The sequence below is a fragment of the Limnobaculum allomyrinae genome, assembly GCF_016649425.1.
Taxonomy (GTDB): Bacteria; Pseudomonadota; Gammaproteobacteria; order Enterobacterales; family Enterobacteriaceae; genus Limnobaculum; species Limnobaculum allomyrinae.
Map to the genome: position 1 here is coordinate 172,562 of NZ_JADRCR010000006.1, position 13,130 is coordinate 185,691.

At 47.2% G+C, this 13,130-nt stretch carries 9 protein-coding genes and 2 pseudogenes; 2 read left to right on the forward strand and 9 right to left on the reverse strand.

Annotated elements, in window-relative coordinates:
- Positions 1–39: 39 nt before the first annotated feature.
- The 7 genes and pseudogenes from I2494_RS12790 to galR form a co-directional block, all read right to left on the reverse strand.
- Entirely contained in the window at positions 40–465 is a 426-nt protein-coding gene (locus I2494_RS12790) for an ATP-binding cassette domain-containing protein (protein ID WP_218467107.1), read from the reverse strand.
- Between the two features lie 72 nt (positions 466–537).
- Positions 538–1,599 carry a phosphate/phosphite/phosphonate ABC transporter substrate-binding protein gene (phnD, locus tag I2494_RS12795; protein WP_218467106.1) on the reverse strand — a complete coding sequence of 354 codons (1,062 nt, stop codon included), beginning with the start codon at positions 1,597–1,599 and terminating at the stop codon, positions 538–540.
- 207 nt (positions 1,600–1,806) lie between these two features.
- Complete coding sequence (locus I2494_RS12800) at positions 1,807–3,177, reverse strand: sigma-54-dependent transcriptional regulator (protein WP_218467105.1); 1,371 nt, start codon at positions 3,175–3,177, stop codon at positions 1,807–1,809.
- Between the two features lie 2 nt (positions 3,178–3,179).
- A complete protein-coding gene (locus tag I2494_RS12805; protein WP_218467104.1) occupies positions 3,180–5,087 on the reverse strand; it encodes an ATP-binding protein in 1,908 nt (635 codons plus the stop codon).
- Between the two features lie 176 nt (positions 5,088–5,263).
- Positions 5,264–5,538, reverse strand: a pseudogene (locus tag I2494_RS20625) (type II toxin-antitoxin system RelE/ParE family toxin).
- A gap of 3 nt (positions 5,539–5,541) precedes the next feature.
- On the reverse strand, positions 5,542–5,790 hold the full coding sequence (locus I2494_RS12815; RefSeq protein ID WP_218467244.1) for a CopG family ribbon-helix-helix protein: 249 nt from the start codon (positions 5,788–5,790) through the stop codon (positions 5,542–5,544).
- Between the two features lie 394 nt (positions 5,791–6,184).
- Complete coding sequence (gene galR / locus I2494_RS12820) at positions 6,185–7,186, reverse strand: HTH-type transcriptional regulator GalR (RefSeq protein ID WP_218467103.1); 1,002 nt, start codon at positions 7,184–7,186, stop codon at positions 6,185–6,187.
- A 410-nt stretch (positions 7,187–7,596) separates the two neighbouring features.
- Here galR and aas point away from each other — a divergent pair, with 410 nt between their 5' ends.
- The gene (gene aas, locus I2494_RS12825; RefSeq protein WP_218467102.1) at positions 7,597–9,753 is read left to right on the forward strand and encodes a bifunctional acyl-ACP--phospholipid O-acyltransferase/long-chain-fatty-acid--ACP ligase; all 2,157 of its coding nucleotides are present in this window, start codon (positions 7,597–7,599) and stop codon (positions 9,751–9,753) included.
- A complete protein-coding gene (lplT, locus tag I2494_RS12830; RefSeq protein WP_218467101.1) occupies positions 9,750–10,952 on the forward strand; it encodes a lysophospholipid transporter LplT in 1,203 nt (400 codons plus the stop codon). Before aas ends, lplT begins: the two co-directional genes overlap by 4 nt.
- A gap of 89 nt (positions 10,953–11,041) precedes the next feature.
- Here the strand turns inward: lplT and I2494_RS12835 are convergent, their stop codons facing one another.
- Both I2494_RS12835 and I2494_RS12840 read right to left on the reverse strand, forming a co-directional pair.
- Positions 11,042–11,818, reverse strand: a complete 777-nt coding sequence (locus I2494_RS12835) for a fimbrial biogenesis chaperone (protein WP_228350947.1) — start codon at positions 11,816–11,818, stop codon at positions 11,042–11,044.
- A 13-nt stretch (positions 11,819–11,831) separates the two neighbouring features.
- Positions 11,832–13,127 (reverse strand): annotated as a pseudogene (locus I2494_RS12840) (fimbrial protein).
- Positions 13,128–13,130: the final 3 nt, after the last annotated feature.

Below are 13,130 nucleotides of genomic sequence, written 5' to 3' on the forward strand. Positions count from 1 at the left end.
ATTTCTACTGCAGTTTTTGGGTCTAATGATGAGGTTGGCTCATCGGCCAGCAGAATCCTCTTGTAAAAATTTACGTCGCCACGCCTGCCAGGCATTCATATAGCCAAGGCGCCCGGTTAATACGTTTTCAATCACGCTCAGGCGTTCTACCAGATTGTACTCCTGAAATACCATGCCTATCTGGCGACGTAGATGGCGCAAGGCTTTACCCTGAACTTTAACCAAATCAGCATGTTGAAACAGAATCTCTCCGGTAGTTGGCGTAATCAGACGATTGATGCAGCGCAGTAGGGTACTTTTTCCGGTACCTGATGGGCCAATGATGGCGACGATGCCGGGCTGGTCAATATCGATATTGATGTCTTTCAGAATCGGTTTTCCTGCCCGATAGGCGTGGTTTAACTGCCGGATACTGAGGTAATTGTGTAGTGAATTTTGTGGTGAAAGCGATGATGACATAGACATGGTAAAGGGCCTCCTGCGGGATAGCCTTGGGCTATCCCGGTTGGTGATAATAAATATAGAGGGAGCGGCGGATTACTGTGCTTTGGCACCAGCCGATTCAGCCTGACGTTTTTTAGCGGCGTCAGCGGCTTCTTTTTCAGCTAACTGTTGCAGGCCGTTTTTGCTATAGGCAGTGCCGGTAGCAAAGGCGATATCACGTACTACCTGCCAGTCATCTTTATAGTTAATTGGGTAGAAGCGGTCAGCGCCGCCAAAGGTTTCTTGCATTTCTGGTGGGAAGCGATACGAAGCAAATGCGGCTTTAATTTTGGCTACCAGTTCAGGATCCAGATCGTAAGCATAACCAAAGGCAGATGTTGGGAAGCGTGCGCTGGTATAGATAGTGCGGAAGTCTTTGGCTTTTACGCGGCCAGCCTCAACCATACGTTCGTAAACGTCAGATGCAACAGGGGCTGCGTCATAGTCACCACTGAGTACTCCCATGACTGACTGGTCGTGCTTGCCGGAGTAAACCACTTTGTAGTCTTCATCCGGTGTGATACCAATTTTCGGGAACAGTGCCCGAGGCGCCAGATTGCCTGAGTTGGAGGAAACAGAGGTGTGAGCGACCACCTTACCTTTTAAATCGTCCATGGTTTTGTATGGGCTATCGGCTTTTACCAGCACAATCAGGTTGTAGCCCTGAAACTCTTTTTCTGTGCCTTTAACCGCGATAGGGACATAACCAGCTAAGTTGACAGCATAACCGGTTGGGCCGGTGGAGAACCCGGCAATATGCAGACGACCGGAGCGCATAGCTTCAACCTGAGCAGAGTTAGAGTGAACAGAGTAATAAATCACTTTCTTACCGGTTTTATCGGACAGATATTTCTGGAAGTCAGCGAAGGCATCTTTATATACCGCCGGATCTTCTACCGGCGTATAGCTGAATACTAAGGTTCCGGGATTTTTAAGCTCTTTCGGATCGGTGGGCGTATCTGCCACCATATCGCGGTTTTCATCGCAGTAGCGGTCGTCCAGATCGCCTCTGTAACTACAGTCGGCAGCCATGGCGGATGAGAACAGCAATCCGGCTGCCAGAATCATTTGTACGGTCAGCCAGTAGAATAAGATTCTGGTTGTAATTTTGGTCATTGTTACATCCTCATTCATGCGGGTTAGGGTAGTCGTTTTTTTTATTAAGACGTCCTGTCGCGATCGTCACATCATGCATTTTTGGGGAATTCATATTTAACTTTGCAATAACAATGCCAACATTAAATTAACAAAATTCTATGGGTATTCGGGGGTTCTCCGGAACAGAAACAGAATTAATGGACACTTTTGTCCTTTTTGAGCAAATCAGGAAGACAATATTGTCCCATCCAGATCCTGAAAATAGCGTTTATCCAATCCGTGTTTCTTCATTTTTCGATACAACGTTTTGCGGGTAAGATTGAGGCGCATTGCTACTTCACCCAATTCGCCTGCGCAGGTTTCCAGCGTAGAAATCAGAATGCTCTTTTCATAACTATCAAGATGATACTCAAGATCGTTCAGCTCAGACTCTGTGGCGATATTGAGGTTTTCTTCATTCAGATTAATACCATCACCGGAAATGCCTAATACATAGCGGTTAGCCACATTAATCAGTTCACGCACATTGCCAGGCCACAAATAGTTAAGTAGCTTGTTTTGCTGGCTGGGCTTAATCGAGGGAATTTCTCTCTGATATTGTCGGGCGGCCTGTTGGCAGAAGAACTCAAACAGTAGCAGGATGTCATTTTCTCGCTCTCTTAGCGGAGGAATATGTAAATTGGCTACATTTAATCGATAAAGCAGATCGCTACGAAACAACCCCTGACGACTGAGGTGGGTGAGATCCATCTTGCTGGCAGCCAGTACGTGGATATCCACCGGAATAAGCTGGTGACTACCTACCCGCTCAATAGTACGGATTTGTAAGACGCGTAATAATCGAATCTGGGCAGCCAGCGGCATGCTCTCGATTTCATCGAGAAACAGTGTTCCTCCGTTGGCCGCTTCTACTTTACCAATATGTCGTTTTTGAGCGCCGGTAAAAGAGCCGGCCTCATGACCAAATAGCTCGCTTTCCAGAAGATTCTCCGGCATAGCACCAGAGTTAATGGCAATAAATGGTTTATGAATCCGGGGGCCGCTGTGATGAATAGCTTCCGCCACCACATCTTTTCCGCTGCCGGTTTCACCATAAATCAGGGTATCGACCTGAGCCTGAGCCAGTATCAGTGTTTGTTGTCTCAAATGCTGAATGGCCGGGGAACGACCAATGATTTTCTGAGCCAGATATTCATTATCCGCAACCTTATGATGCATTTGCAAATAAGCCTGACGACGGTTTAACGCCAGATGTAACTGTTGAAATAACTGCTCGGTTTTGATGGGTTTCTCCAGAAAATCCTGAGCCCCTTGCTTCATCGCCTGGATAGCCAGAGGAATATCCGCATGTCCACTCATCAGAATCACCGGTAGCTGGCTGTCGAGTTGTTGAATAGCAGACAACAAGGCTAGCCCATCCATTTCTGGCATACGAATATCGCTGAGCACAATGCATTCCCGGTTGACTGCCAGATATTCCAGTGCCTGACGGGAGCGACCAAAAGTTCTGGGGAGAAATCCTGCAATAGTTAACATCTCCGCCAGACTCTCAGTCATACAGGGTTCGTCATCAATAATGATTACTTCAATATTCATACTTACTCCTGATTACAGGTGGTAACTGGCGCTATTGAGTGCAATAACTTGAGTGAAAAACAGGTATAACCCGTATAACTGTTGAGCAGTTTTAACTGACCACACAGATCCTGAACGATGTTATAGCTAATGGATAATCCCAGCCCAAGTCCATTGGTGGTCGATTTCAGCGAGAAGAAAGGGTCAAAAATACGCTCGGTATGTTCTGGCTCAATGCCACAACCGTTATCAATGACCAGCAATTCAACCCAATGATCCAGAGTACGCCAGGTCAGAACGATTTCCGGTTCGGAAACCGTATGTAATGCATCAACCGCATTTGACAGTAAGTTAATCAATACTTGTTCCAGCCGTATGGCCTCTGCGGCAACCCAGACGGTCTCGAGCTGCTGTCCGGATTGATTCTGGCACAGCGGTTGTATCTGTAATTTAATGCCTTTGCTATCAACCTGTAACAGCTCGGTTGCGGCATTAATGACGGTGTGCAGATGCACCGGTGACAAATCGTTATCTGCTCGACGGGCAAAGCTTTTCAGATTGCGGGTAATATTGTTCACTTTATCCAACAGTTCGCTCACCTGATCGATCTTTCGTCGAATTTGTGGCAGGTTATTCTGTTGTAAATAGTGTTCGAGGCTAAAGATATAATTACGCATGGCTGACAGCGGCTGATTGATCTCATGAGTGATAGATACGCTAAGTTGACCAAGCGCTGCCAGTTTGCCGGCCTGTACCAACTCCCGCTGAGTTTGCATTAACTGCTGTTCCGCTTGACGGCGCTCATCCATCTCTAATTGAAGCTGACGATGAGTTTGTTCTGCCAACAAGGCAGACTGTTGGAAAAATGCCAAATCCCGAGCCATGCCGCTGATTTCATCATTTCCGCTAATCACAATAGGGGTATTAAGACGCCCATTGGCGATGGCCTGCATATTGGACTGTAGGGTGCGAATGCGCGTCAGAATATTGCGGCGAACATACACCCATGAAAGGGTAATGACCATTATCAGGCTCAACAGGGATAACCCCAGAGTGAGGCGGCTTGCCTGAGCGACGGATTGTGTAGCCGCTGACAGTTCATTATCTATTACCTGATTAATCTGATGGCTGTAATAGGAGATTTGTCGTGCCAGTTGCTGAACATGACGCTGGTTATTGAGAACCAGAAACGATTGCTGGTAAGAGAGATCCAGCTCCTGATTTTTGTCATGAAACATTGAGCCCTTACGCGAAATTTTGGCTAACAGGCTGAGTAACTGCTGGTATTTATCCTGTAATAAGGTCTTATCTTTTGCTGCGGATTCGGCAATATGTTTACTTATCTCTTCAATGCGTAGAAACGTATAATCCAGCTCATTAAAACTTTGTGCCGCAGAAACTTTCTCTACATAACCCGCCAGAAACGCTAACTCAAGATACCAGAGTTGGCTGGTTACGTTTGAAGGGGTTAATGTCTGCCGCCACTCGTCAAAGGTTTCGTTCAATTTTTGACTGTGCTGATATGCGCTGGCCGCAAAAGCGGCCCGCTGAGTGGTGACTTGATATAACACCATTATGGTCTGTCGGATCTGGGTATTCAGTTCCAGAAAATAGCGTTGCTTATCGGGCAACTGCCTCATCCAATCTTCCATTTGATTGAGTGTATCGAGCAGGTCGTTTTTTACCTGCTCCCGTTCACTCTGGCGTTCCGCCATTGACAGTGCTGAAGCCTGACTAACAATTTGCCGACTCTGGTCATTAAGCTGAGTGGCGGCAAATAAAGCACCGATATGTTTCTGATGTAGATCCGACAGGCGAGATTCGAGTTCCGCATGACTACGAAAACTTAAACCGGTAGCAATCAGGGTCATGGTCGCTAACAGGGAGAAAGCAAACAATAGCCGGCCACCGATACCTATCCGCCAGTTCATAAAACCTCACAGGTATAGATATGCCAAATGTTATAATTTTTATATCGATGTTTCTTTATTGTAAAATTCGGATGTTCAATAGTGATAAATGAATCGTGTCACTAAGGGGAATTATTGAGATGAAAGTATAGTTTTGTGCTTAAACAGCATTTTGGCTCGGCGTTCTTACTTGAACGTCAACGTTCTTCTTTGGTATGCCAGAGATCCACAATGAAAATGTCATTATCTTTAACTTCATAATGAACCTCATAGTGGTCGAACAAAACCTTTCTCACTTCGCGAGGTTCATAACGCGTTTGTGGTACACCAATAGCAGGGCAGGTTATAAGATGTCTGCTTGCCGTCATCAGTCGCTCTAAAATATCATCAGCATGTTGTTACTATGTTGAAGAGCAAAATGATAAAGGCGTTCCGGATCGGCCTGTGCTTTAAGCGCCCAGTAAATTTCCATTTATCACTCTTGCTTTAGGCGATTGGCAAAATCCACCATGTCCGAATGACTAACCACACGACCCGCATCTACGTCAGCAAGGCCTGCCAGCACGCTTTGATGCCGCCGCTCTCTTTCTGCCAGCATCGAGAGCAATGCCTCTTTTATAATCCAGCTTTTTGAACGATCCAGTTCTATCGCCAGATTTTCAACGGCGAGAGCCAGTTCAATAGGAATTTGAGCGCTGATGGTCTGTTTAGTATGAGAACCCATAAGAATTACCTCGTTTAATAACATTTAATAACTCCTATTAATTTTGACATGGTAATACTCATAAAAACATCACACTCTGTTTTGCCGACACTATTTTTGGTCAGAAGTCAGCTTTGTCTTGCCCCTATAAGCAAACATACTTATTGGAACAGAGCGATATTATGTGATGAATAAAATAAGAGGAAAGTACAGGAATAAAAATCAGGAAGGCGGATCGAAATCTTTAGCTATGCGGCTAATCATTGGATGGTTTGAGTAGGCTTGAAAAGAGTAGTAAAAAGGCTGATCTGTCAGTTTTGACACCGCTCAATCTCAGATAATCGCTAATCAGAATCCGGGGACTTTTATCAGGTAAAACAACTAACTTTCTTAAAACTCCCTTTTACCGTAATGGTTACAATAACTGTGCTACCGAATGCCTTTTCACCAAGGTAGGGTGGAATAAATTGGTGACATCTGCCAGGGTTTTCCCTTGTGACAACGCCAGTGCCAATTCCGCTGCCTGTTTTGCCATAGAAACTACCGGATAACGAATGGTGGTTAGCCCGGGTCGCAGATAGCGGGCAATAAGTACATCATCAAAACCAATCAGCGATATTTGTTCAGGTACTTGAATATTGTTATCGCTGAGCACCGAGAGGGCGCCAGCGGCCATGGTATCGTTATAGCAGACGACGGCGGTGAGCTGTTGGTTTCTTTCCAGTAGCTCTATCAGCGCTTTCTCGCCGCCGCTTTCGTCCGGCGAGGCGTAGGCAATGCGCTTGGTATTAATCGTAATTTGGTGTTCAGTCAGGGCATCCAGATAGCCCTGAAGGCGATCTTCCGCATCGGAGATCTTATGGTCAGAGCAGATAATGCCAATATTACGGTGCCCCTGTTGAATCAGATATCGCGTAGCAAGGTGAGAGCCGTAGCGATCGTCCAGAGCAATGCATCGGGACTCGAGCCCGGGGAGAATACGATTAATAAGTACCATACCAGGAATATGGTTCATTAATCCCCGTAACTCTTCGTCATGCATAGCTTTGGCATGAACCACTAATGCGGCGCACTGATGGCGGATAAGCTGTTCAATAGCCTGACGCTCTTTATGCTCATCATGATAGCCATTACCAATCAACAAAAAGTTGCCGTTATCGCTGGCAATTTGTTCTGTGGCTTTTACCATGGTGCCGAAAAAGGGATCTGAAACGTCAGAAACGATCAGGCCAATAGTGCCAGTAGTTTGGCGAGCCAGCGCTCTGGCATTGGCATTGGGATGATACTGCAACTGCTCCATGGCGCTAAGTACCGATTCTCGGGTGGCGCCGCGGGCTTTTGGCGAGTTGTTAATGACGCGAGAGACGGTGGCAACAGAAACGCCGGCCAGTTTTGCTACGTCTTTAATTGTCGCCATAATGTGCCCTGCCATTCTGAGTAAAAGAAAACGTTTACATCGTGAAGTCTCACGGAAAACAGGGGTATTAGCAATATATAAAGTCACAAAATTGACGAAAATACAAAAATTACATGCTTCGTTACACTTTGTGCATCTATGTAGTCTTTTCAGGCTGGCTGTCTGCGGTACCATGGACTAGATTTGAGATCCCAGAGGTATTTATTGGTGAATATCTGGCGGTAACGCCAGAACCATTTACTGGATTACACCGACCTACGCGGATGCGTAGGTTTTTTTTTACTTCAGGAAATTATTGCTGGTTTTTTATTCGATTAAACCATTAATCGCGAACAGCAATAAAAATAGATTGTCTTAAGCTGGAAATGGAGGTATCAACGCATATCGCGTTGTCCGATAGGGAGATAGTAATGGTTTTACGGATTTTACGAGCATTATGCCGCTTATGTTTTCGCGTACGTGTTTATGGCGATACAGATTGCTTTAAACAGGAACGTATACTGATAACCCCAAACCATCTCTCCTTTATTGATGGCATTCTACTGGCGTTATTTCTACCGGTTAAACCGGTTTTTGCGGTGTATAGCCTGTACACCGAGCGCTGGTTTATCCGCATCTTAATGCCTTATGTGGATATTGTTCCCCTCGACCCTTCCAAACCCATGTCAATTAAAACCCTGGTGCGACAAATTGAGCACGGGCGTCCGATTGTTATTTTCCCGGAAGGGCGTATTACGGTTACCGGTTCCTTAATGAAGATTTATGATGGTGCGGCTTTTGTTGCGGCACGTTCTCAGGCAACGGTAATACCTATTTGGCTGGAAGGTCTTGAATTTAGCTTTCTGAGCCGTTTAAAAGGCGTATTTAAACTGCGTCTGTTTCCACAGGTTAATATCCACGTTCTGCCACCAACCCGGGTTCCGATGCCGGATGCACCGAAGGCGGCTCAGCGTCGTAAATTAGCAGGCGTTTGTCTGCATCAAATTATGATGGATGCCCGTATGGCAACCCGTCAGCGTATGACATTGTATGAAGCACTGCTGGAAGCCCATACCCGTTACGGTATAGGTAAGACCTGTATTGCTGATATCTCAATGAAAAATGATTCGTATCGCACCTTGCTGAAGAAGTCGCTGGGTTTGAGTCGTATCATCAGCAAACTGAGTGAACCGGGGGAGCATGTAGGATTACTGCTGCCGAATACCGTAGTGACCGCTGCAACCATTTTTGGCTGTTCGTTGAGTGGTCGGGTTCCGGCAATGCTGAATTATACCGCCGGTGTAAATGGTCTGGAAAGCGCGCTAAAAGCCGCACAAATAAAGACCATTGTGACCTCTCGCCAGTTTCTTGAAAAAGGAAAACTAACTTATCTGGCAGAGCAGGTTACCGGTGCTAAATGGTATTTCCTTGAAGACCTGAAAGATACCGTTACCGGGGAAGATAAATTCTGGGTGTTGAAACACTTGCTGTTCCCTCGAATGGCAATGGTGAAACAGAAACCTGACGACGCAGCAATTATTCTGTTTACCTCGGGTTCAGAAGGCAACCCGAAAGGGGTGGTTCATTCTCACGACAGCCTGTTGGCGAACGTGGAACAAATTCGTACCGTGGCTGATTTTACTGCGCAGGACAAGTTTATGTCTGCCTTGCCGCTGTTTCATGCCTTTGGCCTGACGGCAGGGTTGTTGACGCCATTAATGACCGGTAGTCGAATCTTCCTTTATCCCAGTCCGCTCCATTATCGGGTAGTGCCTGAGTTGGTATATGACCAAAACTGTAATGTGATGTTTGGCACTCCAACGTTCCTGAATAACTATGCTCGCTTTGCTCATCCTTATGATTTTGCCAGACTGCGCTATGTAGTGGCTGGTGCTGAGAAGCTGTCCACCGCCACTCGTGAGCTGTGGCAGGAAAAATTTGGTATCCGTATTCTTGAGGGGTATGGGGTGACCGAGTGCGCACCAGTACTGGCAATTAACGTGCCAATGGCAGCTAAATCCCATACCGTGGGTAAGTTACTGCCGGGTATCCATTCGCGGTTGATTACCGTACCGGGTATTGAAGAGGGCGGCCGTTTACAGGTGATGGGGCCGAATATCATGAAGGGCTATCTGCGGGTTGAGAATCCGGGAGTACTGGAGACGCCAACGGCGGAAAACGCTCAGGGCGAAATGGAAGCTGGCTGGTACGACACCGGCGATATCGTCTCTTTCGATAATGATGGTTTCTGTACTATTAAAGGCCGGGTGAAGCGCTTTGCTAAGGTGGCAGGGGAGATGGTTTCACTGGAAAGCGTTGAAGCGATCGCCAAAAAAGTGGCGCCGGATGCAGAGCATGCAGCAACGGTTCGCAGCGATGCATCAAAAGGGGAATCTATCGTTCTGTTTACCACCACTGCGGATTTAGCCCGTGATGCTCTGAACCGTGCAGCTCAGGAGCTGGGTTTACCTGCGCTGGCGGTACCGCGCGATATTCGCGTACTCAAATCTCTTCCTCTGCTGGGCAGCGGTAAGCCGGATTTTGTTTCTCTGCGTAAACTGGCTGAAGAGGCCGTGGAGTCATTATGACCACAATTGATGTGACGCCAAAACCATTGCTGAATCGCGCAATGGTGGCGGTCACCAGTGCACAGTTTTTATCTGCTTTTGGCGATAGTGCGCTGTTTTTTGCTACTTTGGGCGTTCTGATTCAAAAAGCTTATCCGCTCTGGAGTCACTCCACGTTGCAAATGCTGTTTATTGTGGCTTATGTAGTGCTGGCTCCGTTTGTCGGACAGATTGCCGATAGCTTTTCCAAAGGGCGAGTGATGATGGTGGCCAACGGTATCAAACTGTTGGGCGCGGCCATCATTATTGGCGGTTTAGATCCGTTTTTCGGCTATACCCTGGTAGGAATTGGTGCAACGGCTTATTCTCCGGCGAAGTATGGCATTCTTGGCGAAATTACCCATGGCGATCAGTTAGTGAAAGCCAATGGCTTGATTGAGTCTTCAACGCTGGCAGCAATTCTGGTGGGGTCTTTAGCCGGAGGCTGGTTGGTGGATATTAGCCCTTATCTGGCACTGGCGGTGTGTTGCGGAGTTTATGCCGGTGCTGTGGTGGCAAACTGTTTTATTCCTCGTTTGCAGGCTGCCCGTCCGGGGATGCGCTGGAATTTGAAGGAGATGGTGGTACGTTTTGCCGACTCTGCGAAGATATTGTGGAACGATCAGGGTACCCGTATGTCTCTGGTTGGCACCAGCCTGTTTTGGGGGGCGGGTATTACTTTGCGCTTTCTGCTGATTCTGTGGGTACCTATTGCTTTGCATATTGAAGGGCTGCTGACGCCAACGCTACTTAACGCCATGGTGGCGGTTGGTATCGTGATTGGTGCTGCTGCCGCAGCAAAGTGGATTACGCTGGATACGGTAAATCGCTGTATTCCTGCCGGGGTTCTGTTGGGCGTTGGGGTGGTTGTTTTTGTATTGCAGGGCAGTCTGCCACTCTCTTATGCCATTTTGATGGTGATTGGTATTTTCGGCGGGTTCTTTATTGTGCCGCTGAATACGTTGTTGCAGCACCGGGGAAAACAGACGGTTGGTGCAGGCAATGCCGTCGCGGTACAAAACTTCGGTGAAAACACCGCGATGTTGCTGATGCTGGGGCTCTATACTCTGGCGGTTAAAATGGATATGCCAGTAGTCGCTATTGGTTGCGTGTTTGGTGGACTGATGGTGGTGTCTATTGGCGGGTTGTGGTTGGTACAACTGCGACGTCAGAGAGGTTAATTCCTCTAAACTTCTGCCGCGTGATTTAAACCCGCGGCAGAAGATCGTCCATTCGATAAAAATCTTTTAATTTCAATATAGCAAACGTGTTAGCGCTCTACGGTATTAACCGTTACTGTCTGAGTACCTGCCTGATTAAATCCGTTATCATCAATGAGCTGGAACTGTAAGTTCACCGTACCGGATACATTGCGCATTGCGGGGTGCTTAAATTCATATTCAGCCCGTTCAAAGGGCGGCGTCATCATATCCAGCTTTTGTTCGCTGGCATACTGCTTGCCCGAGATGTCTAACTTGAGAGAAGCAAAAGAGGCAAAGTAGGGGGTTGAGTTGGTGCAGCGAACAACCAGCATATCTCCACGGCGAAACAGTGAAAATTGCATATTCTTCGCCCAGTCTTGTGGTTTTTCTTTCAGGCTTTTAGGCCGGTAGAAAATTTTCATTTGAGTATTCATTGTCATTTTTACTTTGGATGAAGCTGACGAACGCTCAGACTTTGTTGGGGGAACTTCGTACAGATTGAGCCAAAATACAGACTCGCGATCTTTTGGCAGCGGGCGCTGGTTATAAATAATGCGCAGTCCTTGCATGGTATTTGGCTGCATGCGAAATACAGCGGGCAAAGCAATATATGGTGCATCGGCTTTTTCCGGGGTTCCGTCTATTGCACCATTATCAATCCACGTTTGTACCATCACGGGATAAGGATTGGTGTTGGCCAGCATCAGGCTTTGTTCTGTGGTGCCTTCCTGATAAATAATGCGTGTTGATGCCGGCATAATACCAGCATTAGCCGGTGCCAACCCAGAGATGAATCCCAGACAGAGTAGTAGTGTCAGGCCATATCTCTTTATTCTATTTACCATAGTATTCATCATGTTATTGCACTTTAACCAGTACATAGGCCGTGGCGTCTACTTTTCCGGCGGTTGCGGTTTTTCCCGGTAGCTTCTCCAACGTGGCCTGAAGGGTAGTTGTATAGTTATTGTAACCGCTGGCGCTGCTGCCGCTTCCGCTGGCTCCGGCTAATACCGGATACCATCCGGCACTGTCACCGCTTGGGCAGCCGGAAGATGTACAGGCGCTCCAGCCGAGAAAATTCATTCTGACGCCGGTGCTGGCATTTTGCAGTCGAATTCCCACTCCGGTAGCTATTGAATTATCAGTACCATAACCGCTGGATAGCAGATAGCTGACGCCTCCACTGTTGTTGACCAAACCTAGTTGTTGAGCCGCGTTATAACCTTCCAGGGAGGTTTGTAATCCCATGGCGGTATTACCCGTGGCAACACCGGAAACCGCAGAGTTACTGCATTCAATGGTAATATTCAGATTGCTTTGCACCGTTTCGCCATTATTGAGCTGTGCCGCAGAGATGGTTGGAAAAATGACTAATGGAGTAACGTTACGAGCAACACAGGTTGCGGTGTAGCTAATGGTTGATTGTGGTGCGGTTCCCATTCCCATAGCGTTCCAGCGTCCGGTACCCCAGGTACCGTATTCATCAGCACTGTCTGTTCCCGGGGTTTGTGCCGCAATACCCGGCCCTGAAAATAGAATATAGCCATTAGGTTGAATGCAGGTATAGGTTGAGGGGCCGGTGGTTGATGCCATACCGCTGAGTGGATTGGAAGCCGAATAACCGCAATAGTTACTTTTTCCTCTTCCCGGCAGTGTACTGATTTTAATTAACTCGGCGCGTACCGGGCTAAGGTCTCTCACTCGAATATTGATTTTGTCACCAACAACCTCGTAGTTGGTCAATGGTGCCGATTACCAGGTGCGACTGAATACAATACCTGAGTTCAGATGCGTCAGCTTAATGGCTACATAGGGAATATAGGTGGCGTAATATCCCGGATAGCCATCGTTGATGCCCTGTTCATAATATCCACCAACTCTATCATCGCCATTGGTGGCAAAAACTTCATAGATATCGTCTTTATCAGTCAGGTCGCACTGATAGAGCACTTTATTCGGGTCGGGATATTTGGTTGCTGAGGTGAAATTAACCACTGAACTCCCCAAAGGCGTACCAACGGGTTGCAGATAGTTATCGGTAATATTCACTTTACCCAACCCCAGGCCAAGGCCACAGCTATCACATCCGGAATCGATATGGGGGGTGACTCTTTTACATTGGGCTTCGGACAGATTTGACCAGAATAGAGCCATTAG